Origin of the sequence: Noviherbaspirillum sp. Root189 (assembly GCF_001428545.1) — a bacterium.
GTDB lineage: Bacteria > Pseudomonadota > Gammaproteobacteria > Burkholderiales > Burkholderiaceae_D > Noviherbaspirillum.
In genome coordinates, this window is sequence record NZ_LMHZ01000045.1 from 174,341 (window position 1) to 199,213 (window position 24,873).

Genomic DNA, 24,873 nt, shown 5'->3' on the forward strand with positions numbered 1-24,873 from the left:
CACGGAAGGCGCTTGAATGACGAACCTGAATCAGCCGTCGATAGCAGCGGTCGGCAAGCCGCTGTCGCTTGTGATCAACTTGTGCCCGGTCGCCGATGCCGAAAATCTCTGAAGGAATTCTTCTGCTGGCAGCGGACGGCTAAAGTAATAACCCTGCATGTAATCGCAGCCATGTTTCTGCAGATAGGCAAGCTGCGCTTCCGTTTCCACGCCTTCGGCAATCACCTCCAGCCGCAGGCTGTGTGCGAGCGAAATGATGGAGAGCACGATGGCGGCATCGTCCGGATCGAGCGTAATATCGCGCACGAACGATTGATCGATCTTCAGCAGGTCGATGGGAAAACGCTTCAGATAAGACAAGCTGGAATAACCGGTGCCGAAGTCATCAATCGAAAGATGCACGCCGATGTCCTTCAGGTCGCGCAGGATGGCGGCCGCCACCTCGACGTCGCTCATCATCATGCTTTCAGTCAGTTCGAGTTCGAGCAATTGCGGCGGCAGACCGGTTTCTTCAAGGATATCGCGCACGGTTGCGACCAGGTCTTGCTGGTAGAACTGGCGCGCGGACAGGTTGACCGCAATGCGCAAGCTGCCCAGGCCAGCGCGCTGCCATGCCACGCCCTGCATGCAGGCGGTACGGAGCACCCATACGCCGATCGGCACGATCAATCCCATTTCTTCCGCCAGCTCAATGAAGCGACCCGGCGGCACCGTGCCCAGCATCGGATGCTCCCAGCGTATCAATGCTTCCACGCCGACCAGGCTACCGGTCTTGAGGTTGAGCTGCGGCTGGAAGTGCAGCACGAATTCCTGCCGCTCCAATGCGTTACGCAAATCGCCTTCCATTCGAAGCCGCTCCATCGCGCGCTCGTTCATCGCCGGCGTATAAAACTGGAAGTTATTGCGTCCAATTTCCTTGGCGCGATACATTGCAATGCCAGCATGCTTGATCAGGGTCTCGGCATCGCTTCCATCCGCTGGACACACGGCAATGCCGACACTTGAGTTCATGACGAATTCATAGGACTCCATCACGATGGGTCGCGCAGCGGCGTCCATGATGCGCTGTACGACCGCTGCCGACAGGTGCTCTTCGGTGCGTTCGGGCAGCACCAGTACGAATTCATCCGCACTCAAGCGGGCGATGGTGTCGGTTTCACGGACTGCGCCGCGCAGTCGTTCCGCCACAACTTTCAGCAACTGGTCGCCGGCATGATGTCCGAGCGTATCGTTGACGAACTTGAAGCGGTCGAGATTGAAAAACAGTACCCATACCGGATGGCCATAGCGTTCCGCATACGCACTGGCCTGACGCAACCGGTCCTGCAGCAGGTTGCGGTTGGCGAGACCGGTCAGCGTGTCGCGATTGGCCTGGAACTCAAGCTCGGCCTGATAGCGTTTGGTCGCGGTGATGTCGTTCAGGGACACCACGAAATGATTGATCTCGCCGGAATCATCGCGTACCGGCCCCAAATAGACGTCGCTCCAGAACATGCGACCGTCCTTGCGGTAGTTACGCAATGAAAAGCGCGATTCACGCTTTTCCCGGACGGCTGCGCGGATTTCCTGGATTGCAGGCTGGTCATGATCATCGGCCCACAACAGGCTGCAGCTGCGGCCGATGACATCGCTCGACGCATAGCCGGTAATGCGTTCGAAGGCGGGATTGACGTACTGGATCGGATAGTGCGGCGCCTGCGCAGTGGTGATGATGATGGCGTTCGCACTGGCTTCGATCGCGCGTTGGCGCAAATTGAGCGCATCTTCGACACGGCGACGTGCAGCGATATCCTCTTTCAGCATGGCATTGGCCAGACTCAGTTCCGAGGTACGCTGCTCCACCAGTCGCTGGACGCGCCGCGAGCGCGACGCCAGGGTATGCACATAGGCGGCGATCAGGAAACTGACGAGAATGCCGCCAATCAGTGTCGCCAGCGAGCCGTTATGGCGTTCGGTAAATAGCTGGGCGCTGCGCGAAACGACAATCTTCCAGGGCCTCCCGGCAACATCGAAGTCATGGATGATGGGGTCGGGACGATCATGGAACAGCCAGTTTGGGATGCCGGCAAACGGCGACTGGCGGCTTTCGGCTGGGACCGCAAGCTTACGGAATGCGAGATGGCGGTCGTCCGCTTCACCATTCGCATAGACGCTGATATCCAGGGATGCATCGTTCAGCATGCCGTTCTCGCCAAGGATCTTGTCAATCAGCGTGGCAGCATTGAAGACGGCGGCCGTGTCGCCAATGACGGCTTCGCGTCGCGCCTCAACGCTGTCGAGAGCAGCGCCATGCCGGTACACCGGCATCACGACCAGAAAACCGGCCACGCCGCCTCCCTGAGCCAGCGTGAGGAGCGACGTGGCCGTCGGCTGTCCGGTATCGGTGGCCCACTGCACGGCTTCTGACAGATGGGTGTTGCGTGTCACATCCAGTCCAAGTGCGGCCTCGTTGCCGGTCAGCGGCTCGATATAGTCGACCACGAGGTGACCGGTCGCGACTTTGGTGGGAACGGCGCGACCATTTTCAAGCTCGTTCATCACGTAGCCGGGATAGAGGCGGCGCATGCCTTCCTCGTAGGAGATGCGCTGATCTTCCGCCACTAGCCGATGGAAATTGAATGCCTGTACATAGGAATGCCGCTGCAGCAAAGGCAAGGTGAAGAGACGAAACTGTTCGCGGCTGACCGGCTCGAAGGTAGTGAACACCTGGTTAAGCATCTTGACGACCTGTATGGTCTGGTCAAGTTGCTGCTGGATCGTCAGTATACGAACATTTGCACGCTGCTGGAAGTCGAGTTCGATCTTGTCATGCTCGAGACGCCGCATGCTGACAAACAGCGCTGTTGTGGCGATCAGCCCGACAACAAGTGCCAGCGTCGCCGCCGGGGAGAACGAAAATGACAGGCGCGGTCGGGGCATTCAATTTCCGGTTTGGTCTTGTGTCGGCGTGAGTCGGAGGCAGGTTGCTCAATTCACAGATCGCGTTTGCATTTGCAAGAGTAGCGGATTTATTACCGATCGGAAAGCCATTGCCGGTTTTTCCTTTCACTTCAGTGAATCGGGTATTCGGCGAGCGTCGTAGCCTTCCAACAATGTCACACCTGCTGGGAAATATGAGCGTTTTACGTTTATTCGCTTTATGGCTTTTTCGTAACCTTTGCCCGCGATAGAGTATGGCTGACTACCGGCTTTCTGCGACATGGCTGATTGAGGCAACCGCACAGCCAGTGATACAGGCCCTTTCCGATGCAAACAGGAAATCCTGGTGGCCCAGCGCATCGTTGTCATTGTCCATGGATTCGGCCCAATGTGAATTGAGGGGGTGCCTGACGGGATTACTCGATGGGGAACTCAGGGGAGCGGTCCGCTTGTCTGTTGTAGAAGCGGACACCGTGACAAGCATTCACCATGAATGGCAATTCACTACGCGGCGATGGTGGATGAATATTGCAGCCCCGGTCGCACGCTGGTTTTTTCTGCGCCGCTACAAGGCGATCCTGCGACAGGGCGCGGAAGGCTTGGCGCACCATCTTGACGCGCGCTTGCTGAATGAGCGCACAGACGAACTGCCTCCCCTGCGTTCAGGAAGGGCGCCACCGTTCGATATTGCCGCCGCAGTCGGCGCTGGTTGCGCGGCCGGCGTCTCCTCGACCTTTCTGCAGATGGGAATATGGCTGGGCCTGTCCTACCCTGTCTGGGACATGCTGCTGCGGGACAGCCGTTTCGCAGCAGCGATCGTGCTCGGTCCGCGTGTCCTGCCGCCGCCCGCCACCTTCGACCTGTTCATCATGCTGGTAGCGGGTATTTTGCATTTCGTCCTGTCGGCGACGTATGGGCTCGCGATCGCAGCCTTGGTCAATCGAATGAAGATGACAGCAGCGGTGGGCTTGGGAACCATTTCCGGCCTGTTGCTGTTCATCCTGAATATGGGCGGGTTTACGGGTGTCTTTCCCTGGTTTGTTGCGAGCCGCGATACGGCGGCTGCGGTCGCGCATCTTGGCTTTGGCGTCACTGCCGCTGCGTGTTATCGATATGCACAGCCCTTGGGCATCAGGGCGCATTCGCACTGACTATATCGTTAATGCCGAGTGTTCGATGAGTGCCAGTTGGGGACCACCTGGCGCGCCGATCAGGGCGTCTTGGCATCGGGCAGCAGGCAGGCGTCGACTATTTGCAGGTCATTATCCTTGGCAAAATTGACGACGAAATGATAAGCAAGTGGTTCAATTTCTCGTAGTTGCTCGTTCACAACGACAGACTTTACCCCGGCCAGCACGGTGGGACGGACATAGGGGGAATAGCCCAAGTGCGCATTGGGTCCGCCGGAGCCTTCGGGACGGAAGCAGGACATGACGCCGCACAGGCGTTCAGCCCAGTCGCTGGGACGAAACTGTCGGCCATCGCTGGTGATGCCCTGGATGAAGAATTCGCGAGCGACAATCGTGGATTTTTTGAATTCGGCCATGTGTGCGGCTTGCCTTCTCAGCAGTTGCTAGCTGTTGCTGGCTGCGCAGCGGGTAGACGCGCAAACAGCCGTTTGGTGTGATGCCATTATGCAGCATCAGGCTTTCATAATTCTTGCATATTATATCTTATAGAAGACTTGGTGCGAAACAATATTTCGCAATGTGAAATATGCAAGAGGGAATAGCAATCTTGCCCTGCCGTAACAAATGGAATCGAAGGCGTTTTATTGGCAAGGTAAAAGTGCAAAAAGACGCGATCCCCTGTTAAGTTTTGGGTCAGGATTGGTATAAGACGGGTATGTGCCGCTACGGTTTCGACTATTTGCAATTTCGCCTTCAGAATATGAGTGGCGAAGACAGCACGCGAATACTTTGCCAATGACTTCGGTTTGTTCTATCCAGAGCTATGGAATGGCCTTCATGTGATGACGGGTCCGGATGATACTTAAGTTAATACGCGAGAGCACTACCGGACGGTCATTGGCGCCGAGAATGTTTTGTCGATTAACCGAGCCATACCGCGAAGGACAGGAGCAAAAGCAGCAGCATCCACAGCAACAAAGCACGCCATACCAGACCGACGGTACTCTGCAATGCGCGCACCGTCGCCTCCTCGCCGGGTGGAATTTCCGGTTCGACGCTGATGGAATCCACGGTTGTCGCATCGGCAGTCGGCACACTGGACGCCGTTTCAAAAGCGGTGCCCAATCGTAGACCCATGGCGCCGCCGCCAGCGGACAGTATGATCCCAATCGCTTCATCGGGCCAACGATGGGCAAAATTGCGCCATGCATAAATGGCATCTTCAAAATTACCGACGATCGCGAATGCAATCGCGGTGAGCCGCGCGGGGACCCAGTCGATGCAATAGAAGGCTTTGGTCGCAAACCGGCCGAACGCCTCATTCTTCAAATGCTCAGGTTCATTCCAGGCACGTGCCAGGTATTCCGACACGCGATACAGCACCGCGCCTGCGGGCCCCAGCGGCATCGCAAACCAGAAAAACACGCCGAAGACGTTGCGATGCGTGGTGATCAGGGCTTTTTCGACAGCGACGCGCGAGACTTCCGCAACACTCATCGTCGTGGTGTCTTGCTTGGTCCATTCTGCGAGCAGCCGACGGGCCGTGGCCTCATCGCCGCTATTGAGCGCCAGTTGAATCGACGTGAAGTAGTGACTGTAATGGCGAAAGCCGAGCGTTAGATAAACGATAAGGATGTTCCACAACAAAGCAGCCAGAGGGTTGATCCTGAGACATATCCAGTAGATCAGCGCCGTTGGTATCAGCATCAGGAGCATGGTTACTATCCATGCCATGCGACCATGCCTCTCCTGGCCAGCGTTAAACGTAGCCTCCATACGGGCGGCAAGCTGCTTGATGGCCGCATACATGGGATTATCCGCGCGCAGTGGTTTGAATTGCTCGAACAGCAACGCGAAAAGAATGGAAAGAAAGGTCATTGTCCTGCCTTGTTAATCACACAGCCGCTACGATAACGCAGCGCAAGACCTTAATCAAACTTCGTCCGCTCACCGAAGTATTTCAGGCGCGGAGGAAATGAAACAAGTTGCGCAGCATGCCGGCCGTTGCGCCCCAGATGAAGAACCGTTCATAGGGCATTGTATAGAAGGTACGTTTCCCGCCTACTTCGGGAACCTCATAGGTGCGGAGCTGATGATTCCTGCCATCCATCAAGAAGGCCATTGGCACCTCGAAGATCTCTGCAACCTCGAACGGGTCTGCCAACAGGTCGAATGGAGGCCGAACCAAGGCAACCACAGGAGTGACACGAAAGCCGGTGCCGGTAAAATAATCAGGCAAGGTGCCGAGCACTTCAATATGACGGCGATGCAGGCCAACCTCTTCCTCGGTCTCACGCAGGGCCGTTTCAATCGCCGATGTGTCGACCGCATCAACACGGCCGCCAGGTAAACTAACCTGACCGGCGTGATCATGCAGGTGTGCGGTACGTTGAGTCAGTAGCATGGTAAGCCCGGACTCGTGCGCCACCAGGGGCATCAGCACCGAGGCCATCACCGGCTCACCGGTCAGCCTGCGCAGATGGCGCTCATCGAATTCTTCACGTATCCAAGGTGGCGGGTGCGCAAAGCGCTGGCGCAACCAGTGGGCAGTCAGGCGCTCAGATGGGATCGGCGGTTCGCCGGCCACTGCATCAACGGGCAGTGATTCAGGGTCAAATAACAATTTGGACAAATTCGTTTTCCTCTGGCGGAATCTACAAGAGCATTGATCTCTATGAGTGACTTTGGCATGCCAATGGTTTTACGCGATGGCTGTTTATCCTATGTATTCGCGCACTTCCCTCCTGACGCACCGTCAATGCCTGACACGCTGTCTGGCCCAGCCAGGACGAAAGCGCTCTAGAGCGGATTCATCGTGTGTACTGTCGCCTCGACCCGCCTTGACGCGCAGGACCGCGTTGCTTGTCGCTTGTGTGGCCCGCCACACGGCACTTCGCGCGCCTTGTCCTGCACGCCAGGTCGACCCGATTCTCCGTACACCACGATGAAATCCTTGAATACCGCCGGATCTCATGTGGCGGGCCGGAAATGAAAAAGGGCACCATACGGTGCCCTTCTGCCTACAGATCCGCAATTACTCTGCAGCTTGGGTAGCAGCAACGCGACGGTTTGGCAGCTTTTCCTTGATACGTGCCGACTTACCGGAACGCTCACGCAGGTAGTACAGCTTCGCACGACGCACATCACCACGACGCTTGACTTCGATCGAAGCGATCAACGGAGAATACAGCTGGAAGGTACGTTCCACGCCTTCGCCGGACGAAATCTTACGCACGATGAAGTTGGAGTTCAGGCCGCGATTGCGACGCGAAATGACGACGCCTTCGTAAGCCTGTGCACGCTTGCGAGTGCCTTCAACCACATTGACGTTGACGACGACGGTGTCACCCGGTGCGAAGTCAGGGATGTTTTTGCCCAGGCGGGCGATTTCTTCTTGCTCGAGTTTCTGGATCAAGTCCATTTGTTAGCTCCTGATACCATCTTGCCGGCGCATGTGCTTGTACACAGAAAATTTGCCCGGTAGAGGATGGGGTTAAACATGCGGACAGACATCGTCCGCTCGATACTTCTACTGCATACCTGCTACTGCACACTGCTTAAAAACTTTTCATCGGCCCGCGTCAGCAAACCAGCCGCCCGCGCCTTCAAGATCAGGTCGGGCCGCTTTTTTGATGTTGCCAGCAAGGCTTGTTCACGGCGCCACTTCTCGATTTCGGCATGATGGCCACCCATCAGCACCGGAGGGACTGCGACACCCTCGTAAACCTCCGGCCGCGTGTAATGCGGGCAGTCAAGCAAGCCATTGACAAAGCTGTCTTCAACAGCCGACACATCGTCGTTCAGAACCCCCGGCAACTGCCGGATCACTGCATCCATCAAGGCCATCGCAGGTAGCTCGCCACCGGACAGCACAAAATCACCAAGGCTGATTTCCTCGTCTACGCAGCGATCGAGAAGACGCTGGTCGACTGCTTCATAACGTCCGCACAATAAGATCAAACCAGGTTCTGACGTCAACTGCATCACACGCTCATGCGTCAGCGCCCTTCCCTGCGGCGACAGGTAGACGACTCGCGGCTTTGGCAAGCCTTGCTCCGCCTGCCGATCTTTAGCCGCCCCAATCGCAGCCTCAAGAGGCTTTGCCAACATCACCATGCCAGGGCCGCCGCCATACGGGCGATCGTCGATAGTACGGTAATTATCAGTCGTGAAATCACGCGGATTCCAGAGCGACAGACTGCATCGCTTTTGTTCAAACGCGCGACGGGTAATGCCGGACTGCGTTATCGCAGCAAACATGTCGGGAAAGAGCGTGACGACATCAAATTGCATCTCTGCTCATCCTCAACTTTTTTCTGAAGCAGTCTGCATGTCGCCATGCGGTCGTCCAGCGTCAGGCATCAGAAGTCCAGACCCCAGTCTACTGTGATCTTCTTGCCAGCCTGATCAACCGTTTTGACAAACTGCTCGACAAAGGGAATCAGCCATTCCTTCGGCTTTTCACCTTCGGCTGCCGAAGCGGCGGTCACTTTCAGGATGGGATGCGCACCGTTGTCCATCAGATCGGCAACCTTGCCCAGGGGCTCGCCCTGAAGGTTCTCGACTTCCAGACCAATCAGATCGATCCAGTAAAACTCATCGTCCGACAGGACCGGGAAATGACTTCGACGTACCTGGACGGTCGCGCCCTTGAGCGCTTCTGCCGCATTACGGTCCGCCACCCCCATCAACTGGGCAACGACATCTTCGCCATGGATCTTTGCCTGCATCATGTCGACGTCACGGAGGACCGGCTTGTCTAGCCACCATGTCCTTGCATGCAGCATTGCGTCCGCATCCGACGAATAAGGCCTGATCCTGATCCAGCCTTGAATTCCATAGGCGCCGGTCACATGACCCACCAGCACCAGATCATCAGGGACTGATATCCCCGAAGCAGGTTTCACTGACAATTAAGCGGCGACCTTGCTGCCAGCAGCTTTTACCAGACGGGCAACGGTCGGGGACAGTTGCGCGCCAGCACCTTGCCAGTAAGCCAAGCGATCCTGAGTGATGCGGAAAGCCTCATCCTTGCCCGATGCTACCGGATTGTAGAAACCGAGACGCTCGATGAAACGGCCGTCACGACGATTACGCGAGTCGGTTGCAACGATGTTGAAAAACGGGCGCCCTTTGGCACCGGCACGAGATAAACGAATAACGACCATAATTTGCTTCCAAAAATTGTTCGAGGGCGGAAAAAGCCGGGAATTATAGCCCAGTTTTCGATGTGCCGGCAAGTTTAGAAGCATTTGCCGTCCGGCGTTGCTTTGGGGGACGGTCTCATGCACACTACGCGGCGGCCGATTGTCGCTATGCCGCGCCATGGACTCCAAGGGCGCCGGATTGAACTGCACTATAAAATGACTTGCCCGGCGCGCATGCCGGCAAGCTGACATTACATGAACGTTACACACAAGAACAAAACACTTGCCACTTTTCTCGCATCAGTCTTTGGTGGTATTGGCGCACACCGATTCTATCTTTATGGAAAAAAAGACAAGCTGGCTTGGCTTCACGTAGTGCTGTTTCCGCTATCGATATTTGCTGGCTTTATCGCGGCACTCGTTATCGGGCTCACCCCTGATGAAAAATGGGATGTTCAACACAATGCCGGTTCTGGACGGCAGTCCGATTCGGGCTGGCTGGTGATCATTCTTGTGGTGATTACCTTTGCCGGTGGAGCGATTGCCCTGATCGCGGCAATCGCTCGCACCTTCGACCTGTTATTCACAGGCGGCGCCTACGGCTGAACGGCCCGGATTACAGCATGTGAGCGGTTGGCCGCTCGACAGGTGGCGTGCCTTCCTTGAACAGGGATTTCAGCTGCTGGCGGAATTCCGGACTGTCCTCATGCTTGTGCACGCTGACCGCGTGTTGCACTGCTGCTTCCAGCAATTCTTGATCGGAATCGGCCGATATGGCGACCGAGCAGCCGCTATCGCTTGGAAATTCGCGACAGTCGATAAATTTGCGTCCCATGATGCTTACCTCCTGCAGGAGAAGTAGGTCGACACTGATGTTTCCAGTGGCCTGTGCAGCCTAGAAGTCCGGTCGTGTATTACCTATGAAATTGGCGGCACGCTTCGTTATAGGCGGGCGCGGGCGCCACATCAAGTTTCTCCGGCTTCCCGGCCCTCATCCATCGCATTAATCCTGGTTTTGCCTCGCAATATTTGACGCCCGCTTTGGGGCATCGCTCAAAAATGCGTCGTGATGACGCATCCCTACTGTCATCTATGGTGCAGCGTACGAGCAAATTACCGGATTTTGTGCAAAGCAAGCATGTTTTTATTGAAATGCTGCATGGCACAAAACATGCTGCGCGGAACCATGTCGTTGCGGCAACGAGTACTCCACCAAACTATTCCGGGGGTTCATATGAAGCAAATTCCGCATTTTGCGCTGCGTTTCCTGATGCAGCTGGTAATTGTTTTCATTATGTTGCCGGCAGTCGCGCAGCAAACCGACCAGGTGTCATCGGCACCGGCTGAATCGGCGGCTGTGGCAGACACATCGGCCCGCGACAGCGCGCCGTCCGCAGGACTCGCCCTTGCCCCAACGCCTCTACCGATGGCGGCCGCACCCCTTACCCGTCCCACTTTGGTCGATAGCAGCACAATCAGCGCCGGGGATACGGCCTGGATGCTGACCTCTACTGCATTGGTTCTGCTGATGACCATACCCGGACTAGCCCTGTTTTATACCGGCATGGTGCGCAAAAAGAATGCCTTGGGAACGATGGCCCATAGCTTCATTACTGTCTGTATCGTCACCGTTTTGTGGGTATTGGTTGGCTACAGTCTTGCCTTCACACCTGGCTCACCTTTCCTTGGCGGCGCAACACGTGTCCTGCTGGAAGGCCTCGAATATGTGAAGGACAGTGGAAAACTGACGGTACACGAACTGGCGCCAACGGTACCGGAAAGCGTGTTCATGATGTTTCAGTTAACCTTCGCCATCATCACACCGGCCTTGATCGCGGGCGCATTTGCAGAACGCATGAAGTTTTCGGCTCTGGTGTTGTTCATAACGATCTGGTCGTTGGTGGTCTATGCGCCAATTGCACACTGGGTATGGGAACCGGGCGGCTGGCTGGCGGCAAAAGGTGTGCTTGATTTTGCGGGTGGCACGGTCGTGCATATCAACGCCGGCATTTCGGGGCTTGTTGCCGCCATCATGGTGGGCCCAAGAGCGGGCTTCGGCAAGGAGCCAATGCCGCCACACAACCTGGTATTGACTGTCGTAGGCGCCTCAATGCTGTGGGTGGGCTGGTTTGGCTTCAATGCCGGATCTGCGGGCGCAGCTGATGGCCGCGCAGGCATGGCGATGCTGGTCACTCAGGTCGCGACCGCCGCAGCTGCACTTGGCTGGATGTCGGTGGAATGGTTGCGACGCGGCAAGCCCTCTGTTCTGGGCATGGTATCGGGTGCAGTTGCCGGCTTGGTTGCTATCACACCAGCATCCGGTTACGTGTCGACCGGTGGCGCACTCGCCATCGGCGCCCTGGGTGGCATGGTGTGCTACTGGGGTGCAACATCGCTTAAGTCCATGTTCGGCTATGACGACTCGCTTGATGTCTTTGGCGTCCATGCAATCGCCGGCATCCTGGGAGCGCTGCTGACCGGCGTGTTCGCGGTAAAAAATATTGGCGGTGTGGAAGGCAATATCGGCACGCAAGCCTTTGGCGTTATCGTAACGGTAGTGTACTCGGCGCTCATGAGTGCGGCGATCCTTGCGGTAGTCAATCTGCTCGTCGGCCTGCGCCTGACACCTGAGCAGGAACGCGATGGTCTGGACCTGCAACAGCATGGAGAGCACGTCGTATGAGCGCGCTACAGGAAGTGACGCTTGCTGCGCTGGAAAGCCAGGCCTTTGCATTGATGAGCCGCTTGCATGTGATCCTGCGACGGCACAATGGCCGCGTGACCGATATCGAATACATGCGGCTTGACCCTGCTTATTGTCGGTATGTATTGCAGCTTGCATCTGGCATGGACCATGAAGATCTGCCGCAGATTTGCACGAAGCTGGAGCAGGTATTTTTCGGCGCCGAAGGCTTATTTGTCCGCATACCGCCAAAGGCACCGCTGCTCTCCAACCTGGCGGCACAAAGAGAAGCGACTGCAAAGAGCGAGGAAGCTGTCAGCATGACCGCTCAGCTTCCTGCGGCATCCATTCCAGCCGTGTCGACCGCTACCGCCGGCGATGCAGCCTTGGACAAGGCGTATATCGGCAGACTGCGCTGAGGCGGGCAATGCAGGGCACACACGCCTTCACACGTAATGCAGCCTGCTGTCAAATTTTTATAAACAGCATCGGTCGACAGTCAATAGTCGACACTTGACGCTCAGATGGAGACGCTGGTTGTTTCCAGCAACTGACAGCCGTCGATCTTCCAGCGGCTGTCTTCACCTTCCTGCATCCAGAAGACGGCTATCCACACCTTGCTGTTTTCGTCCGTGACCCGGACGATCTGGATCGCGTTGCCGTCGATGACTTCGGCACTGGAAAAAATCGCGCGCTCGTAGCGGTATATTGGGTTGTACTGCTCCTTGATCAATCGCAGGAACCTGTCGGGACTGCCGATCAACATGCGCTTTTCCGGGCTGGCGAGTTCGAACGCGCGGTCCGCGTCGTCATTAGCGAGGGCTTCAAGCTGAAGCTGTACGGCGTCATGGATGGCTATCGCATCCGCCGTGGTGATGGCGTCGACCGCCATAGCGCTGGTCCACCAGGGACCAGCAAGTCCGATAAGCAGGGTTGCCGTAGCCAACAACCGTTTCATGATCGCCTCCCGATCAGAAACTACAATTGCACAATTGATTACCCGATATGGAGGCAGAGTTGCAAAAGTGCCGAGAGTTCACGGTTTACAAACAATAAAGGCAGCCCGCGGGCTGCCTTCTAGCGCTACATCAAACCGCGCAGTACGTCGTTGTCAGAACTGCTCTTCCGCCAATGCCATGACGCCCGCGCTGCCATCGACAATTGCGGCACGATAACCGGCGGCCTGTGCCAGGAAGTGGTCGGCGAAGAAACGTGCGGTAGCAATCTTGGCCTGATAAAACTTTGCATCGCCCTCACCGGCGTCCAGCTTGCGCTGGGCAATCAGTGCGGCGCGTGCCATCTGCCAGCCGCCGAGAACGACACCCGCCATTTTCAGGTACGGCACACTGCCGGCAAACACACCCTTGATGTCGCCTTTCATGTTGCCGACGACATAATTGACAACCTCTTCCAGTGCCTTGGAACCGGCTGCCAGCTGATTGCGGATAGCGGCCAGGTCGCCCGAGGTGCAGGCCGACAATTCTTCCTCGGTACGGCGTACCTGGGACAGGATTGCCTTGGCGGTCGCACCGCCATCGCGCACCGTCTTGCGGCCGATCAGGTCGTTTGCCTGGATTGCGGTCGTGCCTTCATAGATTGGCAGGATGCGTGCGTCACGGTAATACTGAGCGGCGCCGGTTTCTTCGATGAAGCCCATGCCACCATGGACCTGCACGCCATTGGAGGCAACGTCGATCGACAGTTCCGTCGACCATCCCTTGACGATGGGCACCATGAACTCGTAGAAAGCCTGGTTGGTCTTGCGCACAGCGTCATCAGAATGATGATGGGCGGCATCATGGGCTGCCGCGGTGACGTAGGACAACGCGCGTGACGCTTCAGTCTGTGCACGCATCGACATCAGCATGCGGCGCACATCCGGATGATGGATGATTGCCACCGGACCGCTGGAACCGGCGAGATCGCGCGATTGCACGCGATCACGTGCGTATTGCACAGCCTTCTGGTAGGCGCGCTCGGCCAGGCCGACGCCCTGCATGCCGACCGCAAAGCGCGCGGCATTCATCATGATGAACATGTACTCGAGGCCGCGGTTTTCTTCGCCGACCAGGGTGCCGATCGCACCACCATGATCGCCAAATTGCAGCACCGCGGTCGGGCTGGCCTTGATACCCAGTTTGTGTTCGATGGAGACGCAATGCACGTCGTTGCGCTCGCCCAGCGAGCCATCGGCATTGACCAGAAACTTCGGTACGATGAATAGCGAAATGCCCTTCACGCCTTCCGGCGCATTCGGCGTACGTGCCAGTACGAGATGGACGATGTTCTCGGCCATGTCGTGTTCGCCATAGGTGATGAAAATCTTGGTGCCGGAAATCTTGAAGGTGCCGTCGCCCTGCGGCACGGCGCGGGTACGCACCAGGGCCAGGTCGGAACCGGCTTGCGGCTCGGTCAGGTTCATGGTGCCTGTCCATTTGCCGGAAATCAGGTTTTCCAGGTAGAGCTTCTTTTGCTCGTCGGTACCGGCAGTCATCAGCGCCTCGATCGCACCGTCAGTCAACAGCGGGCACAGGGCGAACGACAGATTGGCGGAGTTGAGCATTTCAATGCAAGGCGTTGCCACGAGCTTGGGCAAGCCCTGGCCGCCGAACTCGACCGGATGCTGCACGCCCTGCCAGCCGGCTTCACCAAAGGCCTTGAATGCTTCCTTGAAGCCCTTGGTGGTAGTGACGTTGCCGTCTTTCCAGAAACTGGGCTCTTTATCGCCGATAACGTTAAGCGGTGCGACTACCTCGCTGCAAAACTTTGCGTTTTCTTCCAGCACCGCTTCCACGGTTTCCGGACTCGCATCTTCACAGCCGGGCAAGGCATTCACTTCGGACAGGCCCGCGAGTTCGTTGATCACGAACAGCATGTCTTTCAACGGGGCGACGTAGCTCATTTCAGTCTCCAAAAAGAAGGGCAGGATGGCGGGCAGTATGACGAAGCTTGCGGAGAATTCCTGTCAGCTTCGCGACAAACCCGGCACATCTGCCCGGTATTTTCATCAATTTCTTTCGCAGGGACGGCACGCTGCCATCCCTGCTGTGCTGCGGTTTAACCCAGTTCGTTGACCAGTTGTGGCACGAGTTCGAACAGGTCGCCCACGATGCCGTAATCGGCCACCGAGAAGATCGGTGCTTCCGGATCCTTGTTGATGGCAACGATGGTCTTCGAATCCTTCATCCCGGCCAGATGCTGGATCGCACCGGAGATGCCGACCGCGATGTACAGCTGCGGCGCCACGATCTTGCCGGTCTGGCCAACCTGCCAGTCGTTGGGCACGAAGCCGGCGTCAACCGCCGCACGCGAAGCACCCATCGCTGCACCGAGCTTGTCAGCCAGCGGTTCGAGGATCTTGAAGTTGTCGCCGGAACCCATGCCACGACCGCCGGAAACGATCACCTTGGCGGCGGTCAGTTCAGGGCGGTCGGACTTGGCCACTTCGCGCGAGACGAAGGCGGACTTGCCGGCATCCGGCGCTGCGGTGATGGTTTCCACTGCGGCGTTACCGCCGGTGGCTGCCGCATCGAAGCCGGTGGTACGGACGGTGATGACCTTGACCGGGTCAGCCGACTGCACGGTGGCAATGGCGTTACCGGCGTAGAACGGACGCTCGAAGGTGTCAGCGGAGACCACCCTGGTGATTTCGGACACCTGGCCGACGTCGAGCTTGGCGGCCACGCGCGGCAGGATGTTCTTGCCGTAGGCAGTCGCCGGGGCCAGGATGTGCGAGTACGCGGAAGCAATGGCGAGCGCCTGTTCAGCGACGTTCTCGGCCAGGCCTTCAGCGAAATACGGTGCATCGGCGACCAGGACCTTGGTCACGCCAGCGATCTTGGAAGCGGCTTCGGCAGCGCCGCCGCCGTTGGAACCGGCCACGAGCACGTGGACGTCGCCGCCGCACTGGGCGGCAGCAGTAATGGTGTTGAGGGTGCTTCCCTTGAGCGAAGCGTTGTCGTGTTTGATGGTTTCCTGATCTGAATAAGGTAAAGGCGCAAACGGCTTGGATGAGGCTTAGATGACTTTGGCTTCGTTCCTGAGCTTGGACACCAGCTCGTCGACGCTCTTGACCATGATGCCGGCCGAACGCTTCGGCGGCTCGGACACTTTCAGGGTCTTCAGGCGCGGGGTGACGTCCACACCGATATCGGCCGGCTTGAGGGTTTCCAGCGGCTTCTTCTTGGCCTTCATGATATTGGGCAGGGTCACATAGCGCGGTTCGTTCAGACGCAGGTCGGTCGTGACGATCGCCGGCAGTGGCAGCGCCAGAGTTTCCAGGCCGCCGTCGACTTCACGCGTCACGGTTGCCTTGCCGTCTTCCAGGGTGACCTTGGAGGCAAAGGTCGCCTGGCCCCAACCCAGCAGCGCCGCCAGCATCTGGCCGGTCTGGTTGCAGTCGTCGTCAATCGCCTGCTTGCCCAGGATGATGAGCTGCGGCTGCGTCGCCTGGCCCCAACCCAGCAGCGCCGCCAGCATCTGGCCGGTCTGGTTGCAGTCGTCGTCAATCGCCTGCTTGCCCAGGATGATGAGCTGCGGCTGCTCCTTGTCGGCGACCGCCTTGAGCAGCTTGGCGACAGCCAGCGGCTGCAGTTCGACATCGGTTTCGACCAGGATGCCGCGGTCGGCGCCAATCGCCATCGCGGTGCGCAGAGTTTCCTGGCATTGCGTTACGCCGCAGGACACAGCGATGACTTCGGTGACCTTGCCGCCTTCTTTCAGGCGGGTCGCTTCTTCAACGGCGATCTCGTCGAACGGATTCATCGACATCTTGACGTTGGCGATGTCCACGCCGCTGCCGTCGGATTTCACGCGGACCTTGACGTTGTAGTCCACCACGCGCTTGACTGGAACCAAAACTTTCATAGCTGTGCCTTTGTAAATAAACAATTGACGTTAACGTAAACCAAACCGTGATTATAAAGAGAACTGGACTGGATGCAGAATTTAGCACGACCGTTCTATTAATTGGTAGACAGTATGCCCTAATTCACAGCAAAAATCCAAAAAGGCGGAGGGAAGCTTACGGCGTATTGCTTTGCGGAAGCATGGCCGCGCCTTGTACAAGCTGATGAGAATAGCGCAATCAATGTGGCACAACCTGCGCCGAATCAGGACAGATTAGACTATTTGCGCTTCATAAAGAAGGTGAATTCCTTGTTGTCCTCGCTGTGGCTAACGAGTTCGTTGCCCGTCTGGCGGGCAAAAGCCTGGAAATCGCGCACTGAACCGGGATCGGTTGCCGTGACACGCAAGATCTCGCCACTGGCCATTTCCGCCAGCGCTTTCTTTGCCTTCAGGATGGGCAGCGGACAGTTCAGGCCGCGAGCGTCAAGCTCTTTCTGGAATTCCATGTTGCTTTCTCGAGGGAAGACAGGGATTGGGAAGTAGCAAAAATTCTACCCTAAATATGGGAAGCTTGGTGCGTCGCAGCAAGCCACACGGAAATTGCGCGGCTTCCAGGGTTTATGGAATCTGTTTAGTTCGAGCAGATCGAGCGGGTTAAGAAGCCCAGTCCAGAAATTCGACGGGCAAACCGCGAGCCCGCATCCAGTCGGCCATCGCGTAGCCGGTACCGGCACGCCAGGGACGGAGCTTTTCGGGTGCGACGAGGCGGTAATCGACCAGTTCTTCGGACAGGCGGATGTCGCCCGACGCCTTCACATGGTAGGCAATAATGAGTTCATTCTTGCGGACGAACTCGTAGACGCCGATAAGGGTGATCTCATCGGCGTCCAGGTTGGTTTCTTCCTTGAGTTCGCGGGCAACGCCCTGCTCCGGCGTCTCGCCCCGCTCCATGAATCCGGTGATCAGGGCAAACATTTTCTCCGGCCAAGCTGCGTTGCGCGCCAGCAGGATACGACCTTCGACTTCGACCAGGGCGGCCAATACGGGGAGCGGATTGTCCCAATGCGTCCAATGTCCGTCAGGACAGGCAAGGCGAACCTTGCCGCCTTCGCCGGTATCCGCGCGCTGGATCAGCGGCGCGGCGCAAATCGGACAATATTGGTAATCCATGCGAGCTCCTAGTCCTAGTAAGTGCGTCCTTATGCGCGTTCGCGTACCCAGGCGGCAACGCCGTCGAGCGCCTTGGGCAAGCCGCTTGGATCGGTACCGCCAGCCTGCGCCATGTCGGCGCGGCCGCCGCCCTTGCCGCCCACCTGCTGAGCGACAAAGTTGACCAGTTCGCCAGCCTTGACCTTGGAGGTGGCATCCGCGGTGACGCCGGCAATCAGGCTGACCTTGCCGTCATTGACCGCCGCCAGCACGATGGCCGCCGACTTCAGCTTGTCCTTGAGCTTGTCCATGGTCTCGCGCAGCGCCGGCACGTCGGCGCCGTTCAGCGTTGCTGCCAGCACCTTGAGGCCATTGATATCGACCGCCTTGCCAACCAGTTCGTCGCCCTGGCTGGAAGCCAGCTTGCCCTTGAGCGCGGCGAGTTCCTTTTCCAGTGTGCGGACCTGTTCGAGTACGCTGCTGACACGTGCATTGATTTCAGCAGGCGTCGCCTTGAGCGTACCCGCCACATTGTTGACGGTCGTTTCCAGCGACTGCAGGTAAGCCAGCGCATTCTCGCCGGTCACTGCCTCGATACGACGGACGCCCGCTGCGACACCGCCTTCGGCGACGACCTTGAACAGGCCGATGTCGCCAGTGCTCTGCACGTGGGTGCCGCCGCACAGTTCGCGGCTTGAACCGATGTCGAGTACGCGGACTTCATCGCCATACTTTTCGCCGAACAGCATCATGGCGCCGGATTTCTGCGCTTCTTCGATCGGCATGACGCGCGCCTGGGTCGGATGATTGGCGAGAATCTCGGCGTTGACGATGGCTTCGACCTTGCGGATCTGCTCTTGTGTCATCGGGCCGTTATGCGCAAAGTCGAAACGTGTACGCTCGGCATTGACCAGCGAACCTTTCTGCTGCACATGTGCGCCCAGCACTTCGCGCAGCGCCTTGTGCATCAGGTGGGTCGCGCTGTGGTTACGAATGGTCCTGGCGCGTTTCTCGGCGTCGACCTTGGCATTGACGACGTCGCCGACCTTGATCGTGCCTTCGACGATGCGGCCATGGTGACCGAAAACAGCAGCCTGGATCTTCAGGGTATCTTCAACCAGGAAGCGTGACGCAGCGTTGCGCAGTTCACCGGTGTCGCCAACCTGGCCGCCGCTCTCTGCGTAGAACGGTGTATGGTCGAGCACCACGACGGCGTCGTCGCCGGAGTTCGCTTCATTGACCGCCGTGCCGTCGACGTAGATTGCCGTCACTGTCGCCGTTTCGTGGATCAGCTTTTCGTAGCCATGGAAAGTGGTCGGGTTGCCGCTGTACTCCAGGCCTTGCGCCATCTTGAACTTGCCGGCTTCGCGTGCGCGCTGACGTTGTTCATCGAGCAGTGCGTTGAAGCGGTCTTCGTCCACTGTGACGCCACGCTCGCGGCAAACGTCGGCAGTCAGGTCGACCGGGAAGCCGTAGGTGTCGTGCAGCTTGAATGCGGTATCGCCATCGATCTGCCTGGCGCCTGAAGCAAGCGCGCGCTCAAGGATTTCCATGCCGTTGGCGATGGTGCGGAAGAACGCATCTTCTTCCTGCTTGAGCACTTCGGTCGCGCGCTTTTCATTCTGGCGCAGTTCCGGGTAGGCGTCGCCCATTTCGGCGACCAGCGCCGGGACCAGCGAATAGAAGAACGGCTTGCGTGCGCCCAGCTTGTAGCCATGACGGATCGCACGGCGGGCGATGCGGCGCAGCACATAACCGCGACCGGCGTTGCTCGGGATGACGCCGTCGACGATCGTAAAGGTACAGGCACGGATATGGTCGGCAATGACTTTCAGCGACGGCGAATCCTTGTCGCAGTCACCGGCGCCAGCGGCATCGACGGCCTTCTTCGCGGCTGCCAGCAGGTTGACGAAGGTATCGATCTCGTAATTGCCGTGGACATGCTGCAGCACCGCGGTGATGCGCTCAAGGCCCATGCCGGTATCGACGCTGGGCTTGGGCAGCTTGTGCATGACGCCCGCTTCGTCGCGGTTGAATTGCATGAACACGTTGTTCCAGATCTCGATGTAACGGTCGCCGTCTTCATCGGGCGAACCAGGCGGATCGCCGGGGATTTCGGGACCGTGATCGTAAAAGATCTCGGTACACGGACCGCAGGGACCGGTGTCCCCCATCATCCAGAAGTTGTCGGACGCATAGCGCGCACCCTTGTTGTCGCCGATGCGCACGATGCGTTCCGCCGGCACGCCGACGGTCTTGTTCCAGATTTCGTAAGCTTCGTCGTCTTCCGCGTAGACGGTGACCCAGAGTTTTTCCTTCGGCAACTTGAACACGTCGGTCAGCAATTCCCAGGCAAACTGGATCGCGTCGTGCTTGAAATAATCGCCAAAGCTGAAATTGCCCAGCATTTCAAAGAAGGTGTGGTGACGCGCGGTGTAGCCGACGTTTTCCAGGTCATTGTGCTTGCCGCCTGCGCGGATGCACTTCTGCGATGTCGTCGCACGGGTGTACGGACGCTTGTCGAAGCCCAGGAAGACATCCTTGAACTGGTTCATGCCAGCATTGGTAAACAGCAGTGTCGGGTCATCCCCAGGCACCACCGGGCTGGACGCAACGATGGTATGGCCCTTGGATTCGAAATACTTCAGGAATTTTTCGCGGATTTCAGACGATTTCATGTTCGGTGGCGACTAGGGGTTAAGCTTGCAAACCGTTGATTATACGTGATATCCCCTTGGTGAAGCCGGGGTGGAATGATACGCGAAACGCAACGGAAAAAGACGCTGCGCAAAGGCATTGGCACGGGATCGGCGACCCGGCCCGGATAGTGCCGGCAAATGCGCCGACGATCGGAAGTGCTTGATTATGCAGCGAAATCCGGTCCGATCAGATCGAGCCGGTCGGTGCAAAACGCGTCGACGCCCCATGTCAGGATTTCCCGTGCGCGCTCCGGTTCATTGACGGTATAGCAAAACAACCCATAACCGGCTTCCTTGATGGCGCGCGCCTGGTCGGGAGTAAGTTTTTTGTGATTTGTATGCAGGGCGACGGCATCAAGGCTGCGCAGTTTGTCGAGCCAGTCCGGCGGCAAAATATCCAGCAGGAAGCCCCGGGGAATATCGGGCGCGGTATCCTGCGCCGCTGCAAGCGCGTCGAACGAAAATGACGAGAACAACGGTAATTCCGACGGTGCGGCGCCCGCGGCAAGTTCCTGTGCAAACAGTTTTCTTGTCGTTTCCGCCACCACTGCCCCAGTGATCGCTTCGAAGCCGGGAGACGGCTTGATTTCCACGTTCATCCAGATGCCATTTTCCTTGCAGAAAGCCACAACCTGTTCGTACTTTGGCACAGGCTCGCCAGCGAACTCTGGACCACGCCAGGAACCCGCGTCCATTCCAGCCAGTTCGGCTGCCGTCGTCATCGCGACCTGCCCATGCCCGGGAACTGTACGGCCGAACTGCGGGTCATGCATCAGGACCGGTATATTATCTGCAGACAGCATGACGTCGAATTCGACGGCACGGAATCCGTGTGCCAGCCCGCAGCGCATTCCGGCAAGGGTATTCTCGGGGGCAAGAGTGCCGCCGCCGCGGTGGGCAACGATTTTTGGATAAAACCACATGGCTTGATCTATGTCTTGGAATGATATTCAACCAGTCGTAGTCTAATGCCAAACGTTAATTAAAGGAGGGCCGCCTTCGTTCATGTCAACGCGCATGGACGAGAGCGGTCGATGCACACCACATGGCTTCCGACAATTCCTATAATTCGCCTTTCGACGCGTCCACCTTCATCATCCCTGAAGGCTGGCACGCATTTTCCGACCTGCTTGGCGGGGTCGATACCGGCTTGCTCTTTCTGCGCGATGGCATGATCGTCCATGCCAATTCAACGCTTGCGACCCAACTTGGCTATACCGACGATGAACTGGCCGGACAACCGCTCGAAATACTGTTCCAGCCATCGGGCACGTCAACGCAGCCGATCCAGCCATCAATGGAAGATGGCAGCGACATGTATTTGCGGACCAAGGGCGGCGCGCAAGTCCATTATCAACTGGTTGCGAACCGCGTCGATACATTCAGCGATGCCGGTTGCGTGATATGGGTATTGCAGCCGATGCTGTCGAGCGCGGAGGTCGACCAACTGACCGGTAACGATGCGCCGAACCTGGCAGATGCCTCTTCGCTGACGGATCATTTGCCTGACCTGATCGCGGTCTGCACGCCCGATGCAAACCTGCGCTACAGCAACCGCGCTTTCCGCAATGCAGTCGGCACAAACGTCGATATTGCCCAGCAGGTTCATGAAGAAGATCGCCCGCGTTTCGTCGAATCGCTCGCACAGGCACAACCGGATGGACCCGCCGTGCCGCTTGCCTTCCGGCTGCGTGGCCAGGGGGGGCCGTACCGTCATGTGGCTGGCGAGGTGCGCAATCTGCAAAACCAGAAAGACGTCGGTGGACTGCTGCTCAACCTGCGTGACGTTACCGACGACGTACAGCGTCAGCAAGGCGTGGAACTGGACAAGAAGCGCCAGCTTCACTATCTGAATCGCCTGATGCGCATCGCCCAGCATCCACATGCCAATTTTTCGTCGGCACTGAAAGTCATTCTGAAATCCGCCACCAAGGCCTTGGGAACGCATCGCTGCGCGTATTGGGACGTCCATGATGATCCCCAGAAAACCCGTTGCATGCTGGCCTATGACGAATTGCGCCAGAACTATCATGAAGAGCAACTGAGCCTGCCGTCCGGCACGTCCCTGCATTCACTGTTCCAACGCGTGCTCAGCAGCGACCATCAGCTGGTCGTCGCGGACGTGGATCAGGATGCGCGTGTCGCCGTCTATTGCGAGTACTTTCACGCCAACCAGGTCAAGGCAGTGATCGCCATGCCGGTAAGGCATGGCGATGCCTATGCCGGCGTACTGGTGCTGTCGCATGTCGGCGAAGTCCGCCAGTGGCGGCGCGATGAATCCGATTTCGCCGAAATCGTTGCCGGCCTGATTGCGCTCATCCTGAAGGAAGTCGACCGTGTCCGCGCCGAGGCGCAGGCCAAGCATTTTGCCCGCCATGACCGGCTGACCGGCCTGCCCAACCGCGATTTCCTGCTTGACCAGGCGGCTGACATCTTCCCCAAGATGACGACCCGCGCCAATACTCTTGCGGCATTCTTCATCGACCTCGACGGCTTCAAGGAAGTCAATGACAGTCTTGGCAAGGAGGTCGGCGACGAATTGCTGAAAGCCTCGGCCATGCGGCTGCGCAACGTGGTCCGCAAGAACGACATCGTTGCCCGCCTGGGCGGCGACGAATTCGTTCTGCTGGCGGTCAACCTCAGCGACATGCGCATTGCCGACGACATCGCCACGCAGTTGGTCGATACCATGCGCGGCGCTTTCTCGGTCGGTGGCCATAAGGTGCAGATTTCGGCCAGCGTCGGCATTGCCATCTATCCCTTTGACGGTACGGATCTCGACACGCTGATGAAAAAGGCAGACATTGCGCTGGTAGAAGCCAAGCGTTCAGGACGGGACCAGTACCGGATGTTCCGTCCACAGCTCAACGATGGCACGCCGCCCGTGCCGCGCACCGGGCGCAACTAGGATCTCCGGCAGGTCAGTCGAGACAGAGGTTGCCGCATGCGGTTAGAATCAACCGCAGCGACCACGGCTACCCGATCCACCTGAGCGCCGGCGAGGTGCTCATCCGACACCCAATCGAACATGACTGACCTGCCTGTCAACAAAGCACTTGGACATATCCGCGTACTCGACCTGACCCGCGTGCTCGCGGGACCCTGGTGCGCACAAAACCTGGCTGACCTCGGCGCCGATGTGATCAAGGTCGAACGCCCCGGCGCCGGTGACGACACCCGCTCCTGGGGCCCGCCCTACCTGCGCGATGCGGAAGGCAAGGACACCAGCGAAGCCGCTTATTACCTCGCGGCCAATCGCAACAAGCGTTCGGTGACGCTCGATATCGCTTCAGCCGAAGGACAGCAGATCGTGCGCGAACTGGCGCGGCAATCGGATGTAGTGCTGGAAAATTACAAGGTCGGCCAGCTGAAGAAGTATGGGCTGGACTACGACTCCCTGAAGAAGGAAAAACCGGACCTGGTCTATTGCTCGATTACCGGTTTCGGCCAGAGTGGTCCCTATGCGCAGCGCGCCGGCTACGACTTCATTATCCAGGGCATGGGCGGTTTCATGTCCATCACCGGCGAACGGGACGACCAGCCGGGCGGCGGTCCGCAAAAGGCCGGCGTGGCGATTTCCGACCTGATGACCGGCATGTACGCGACCATCGCGGTGATGGCCGCACTGACGCACCGTGACCGGACCGGCGAAGGCCAGTACATCGACATGGCGCTGCTCGACGTACAGGTAGCCATGCTGGCCAACATGAACACCAACTATCTTGCCAGCGGCAATCCGCCACATCGCTGGGGCAATGCCCATCCCAATATTGTCCCCTACCAGACCTTTCCTACTGCGGACGGTCATATCATTGTGGCGGTCGGCAATGACGGACAGTACCGTCGCTTCGTGGAAGCTGGCGGCAGGCCGGACCTGTTTGCCGACGAGCGCTTTGCCACCAACCCGATGCGCGTGCGGCATCGCGATATCCTGGTGCCGCTGCTGGCCGAGATGGTCAAGACCAAGACCAAGCAGGAATGGATTGACGCCCTCGAATCCGCGGGTGTGCCCTGCGGTCCGATCAACAATCTTGACGAAGTCTTCGAAAACCCGCAGGTGGTCGCGCGCGAACTGCGGGTCGATCTGCCGCATCCGACCGGCGCGCAAGTTAAACTTGTCGGCAGCCCGATGAAAATGTCTGCCACGCCGCCGCGCTACGACATGCCGCCGCCCCTGCTGGGACAGCATACCGACGAGGTGTTGCGCGACGTGCTCGGCCGCAGCGCGGAACAGGTGGAAGAATTGCGCAAGAAGGGCATCGTTTGATGCTCATGAATTGAGCTGATTGCTGCATCGC

General features: G+C 58.1%; 23 protein-coding genes. 6 read left to right on the forward strand and 17 right to left on the reverse strand.

Annotated features, from left to right (window positions below; translation table 11 throughout):
• Positions 1–30: 30 nt before the first annotated feature.
• Positions 31–2,919, reverse strand: a complete 2,889-nt coding sequence (locus ASE07_RS22090; protein WP_082584379.1) for a bifunctional diguanylate cyclase/phosphodiesterase — start codon at positions 2,917–2,919, stop codon at positions 31–33.
• A 521-nt stretch (positions 2,920–3,440) separates the two neighbouring features.
• Here ASE07_RS22090 and ASE07_RS22095 point away from each other — a divergent pair.
• A complete protein-coding gene (locus tag ASE07_RS22095; RefSeq protein WP_057292983.1) occupies positions 3,441–4,070 on the forward strand; it encodes a hypothetical protein in 630 nt (209 codons plus the stop codon).
• A gap of 59 nt (positions 4,071–4,129) precedes the next feature.
• On the opposite strand, the gene ASE07_RS22100 is transcribed toward ASE07_RS22095, so the two are convergent.
• The 7 genes from ASE07_RS22100 to rpsP form a co-directional block, all read right to left on the reverse strand.
• Positions 4,130–4,465 carry a DUF3579 domain-containing protein gene (locus tag ASE07_RS22100; protein ID WP_057292984.1) on the reverse strand — a complete coding sequence of 112 codons (336 nt, stop codon included), beginning with the start codon at positions 4,463–4,465 and terminating at the stop codon, positions 4,130–4,132.
• Between the two features lie 505 nt (positions 4,466–4,970).
• Positions 4,971–5,927: a CobD/CbiB family protein gene (locus ASE07_RS22105; protein ID WP_057292985.1), complete on the reverse strand. Its 957-nt coding sequence runs from the start codon at positions 5,925–5,927 to the stop codon at positions 4,971–4,973.
• An 82-nt stretch (positions 5,928–6,009) separates the two neighbouring features.
• Positions 6,010–6,681, reverse strand: a complete 672-nt coding sequence (locus ASE07_RS22110; protein ID WP_057292986.1) for a CoA pyrophosphatase — start codon at positions 6,679–6,681, stop codon at positions 6,010–6,012.
• A 402-nt stretch (positions 6,682–7,083) separates the two neighbouring features.
• Positions 7,084–7,470 carry a 50S ribosomal protein L19 gene (gene rplS / locus ASE07_RS22115; RefSeq protein WP_057292987.1) on the reverse strand — a complete coding sequence of 129 codons (387 nt, stop codon included), beginning with the start codon at positions 7,468–7,470 and terminating at the stop codon, positions 7,084–7,086.
• A 122-nt stretch (positions 7,471–7,592) separates the two neighbouring features.
• On the reverse strand, positions 7,593–8,342 hold the full coding sequence (trmD, locus tag ASE07_RS22120) for a tRNA (guanosine(37)-N1)-methyltransferase TrmD (RefSeq protein ID WP_057292988.1): 750 nt from the start codon (positions 8,340–8,342) through the stop codon (positions 7,593–7,595).
• Between the two features lie 68 nt (positions 8,343–8,410).
• The gene (gene rimM, locus ASE07_RS22125; protein WP_057292989.1) at positions 8,411–8,962 is read right to left on the reverse strand and encodes a ribosome maturation factor RimM; all 552 of its coding nucleotides are present in this window, start codon (positions 8,960–8,962) and stop codon (positions 8,411–8,413) included.
• Positions 8,963–9,217, reverse strand: coding sequence for a 30S ribosomal protein S16 (gene rpsP / locus ASE07_RS22130; RefSeq protein WP_057292990.1), 255 nt, complete (start codon positions 9,215–9,217; stop codon positions 8,963–8,965).
• Positions 9,218–9,451: 234 nt separating this feature from the next.
• Between rpsP and ASE07_RS22135 the strand changes: the two genes are divergently transcribed.
• Positions 9,452–9,802 carry an NINE protein gene (locus tag ASE07_RS22135; RefSeq protein ID WP_057292991.1) on the forward strand — a complete coding sequence of 117 codons (351 nt, stop codon included), beginning with the start codon at positions 9,452–9,454 and terminating at the stop codon, positions 9,800–9,802.
• Positions 9,803–9,812: 10 nt separating this feature from the next.
• On the opposite strand, the gene ASE07_RS22140 is transcribed toward ASE07_RS22135, so the two are convergent.
• Positions 9,813–10,031, reverse strand: coding sequence for a DUF1059 domain-containing protein (locus tag ASE07_RS22140; RefSeq protein WP_057292992.1), 219 nt, complete (start codon positions 10,029–10,031; stop codon positions 9,813–9,815).
• 435 nt (positions 10,032–10,466) lie between these two features.
• Between ASE07_RS22140 and ASE07_RS22145 the strand changes: the two genes are divergently transcribed.
• Both ASE07_RS22145 and ASE07_RS22150 read left to right on the forward strand, forming a co-directional pair.
• Positions 10,467–11,879, forward strand: a complete 1,413-nt coding sequence (locus tag ASE07_RS22145) for an ammonium transporter (protein ID WP_442946117.1) — start codon at positions 10,467–10,469, stop codon at positions 11,877–11,879.
• Positions 11,876–12,298: a hypothetical protein gene (locus ASE07_RS22150; protein ID WP_057292993.1), complete on the forward strand. Its 423-nt coding sequence runs from the start codon at positions 11,876–11,878 to the stop codon at positions 12,296–12,298. The genes ASE07_RS22145 and ASE07_RS22150 overlap by 4 nt, the downstream gene beginning before the upstream one ends.
• Positions 12,299–12,399: 101 nt before the next feature.
• Here ASE07_RS22150 and ASE07_RS22155 read toward each other — a convergent pair whose 3' ends face one another.
• The 8 genes from ASE07_RS22155 to ugpQ all read right to left on the reverse strand — a co-directional run bounded on the left by ASE07_RS22155 (position 12,400) and on the right by ugpQ (position 21,498).
• Positions 12,400–12,837 (reverse strand): DUF4864 domain-containing protein, encoded by a 438-nt coding sequence (locus ASE07_RS22155; RefSeq protein ID WP_057292994.1) that lies wholly within the window; start codon positions 12,835–12,837, stop codon positions 12,400–12,402.
• A gap of 153 nt (positions 12,838–12,990) precedes the next feature.
• Positions 12,991–14,781, reverse strand: a complete 1,791-nt coding sequence (locus tag ASE07_RS22160; protein ID WP_057292995.1) for an acyl-CoA dehydrogenase — start codon at positions 14,779–14,781, stop codon at positions 12,991–12,993.
• 155 nt (positions 14,782–14,936) lie between these two features.
• Positions 14,937–15,848: an electron transfer flavoprotein subunit alpha/FixB family protein gene (locus tag ASE07_RS22165; protein ID WP_057292996.1), complete on the reverse strand. Its 912-nt coding sequence runs from the start codon at positions 15,846–15,848 to the stop codon at positions 14,937–14,939.
• Between the two features lie 48 nt (positions 15,849–15,896).
• On the reverse strand, positions 15,897–16,745 hold the full coding sequence (locus ASE07_RS22170; RefSeq protein WP_057292997.1) for an electron transfer flavoprotein subunit beta/FixA family protein: 849 nt from the start codon (positions 16,743–16,745) through the stop codon (positions 15,897–15,899).
• Between the two features lie 260 nt (positions 16,746–17,005).
• On the reverse strand, positions 17,006–17,233 hold the full coding sequence (locus ASE07_RS22175) for a sulfurtransferase TusA family protein (protein ID WP_057292998.1): 228 nt from the start codon (positions 17,231–17,233) through the stop codon (positions 17,006–17,008).
• Between the two features lie 148 nt (positions 17,234–17,381).
• A complete protein-coding gene (locus tag ASE07_RS22180; RefSeq protein WP_057292999.1) occupies positions 17,382–17,897 on the reverse strand; it encodes an NUDIX domain-containing protein in 516 nt (171 codons plus the stop codon).
• 29 nt (positions 17,898–17,926) lie between these two features.
• Positions 17,927–20,554, reverse strand: coding sequence for an alanine--tRNA ligase (alaS, locus tag ASE07_RS22185; protein WP_057293000.1), 2,628 nt, complete (start codon positions 20,552–20,554; stop codon positions 17,927–17,929).
• A gap of 185 nt (positions 20,555–20,739) precedes the next feature.
• Positions 20,740–21,498: a glycerophosphodiester phosphodiesterase gene (gene ugpQ / locus ASE07_RS22190; RefSeq protein WP_057293001.1), complete on the reverse strand. Its 759-nt coding sequence runs from the start codon at positions 21,496–21,498 to the stop codon at positions 20,740–20,742.
• A gap of 122 nt (positions 21,499–21,620) precedes the next feature.
• Between ugpQ and ASE07_RS22195 the strand changes: the two genes are divergently transcribed.
• A complete protein-coding gene (locus ASE07_RS22195) occupies positions 21,621–23,483 on the forward strand; it encodes a diguanylate cyclase domain-containing protein (RefSeq protein WP_057293002.1) in 1,863 nt (620 codons plus the stop codon).
• A gap of 120 nt (positions 23,484–23,603) precedes the next feature.
• Complete coding sequence (locus tag ASE07_RS22200) at positions 23,604–24,842, forward strand: CaiB/BaiF CoA transferase family protein (protein WP_057293003.1); 1,239 nt, start codon at positions 23,604–23,606, stop codon at positions 24,840–24,842.
• Positions 24,843–24,873: the final 31 nt, after the last annotated feature.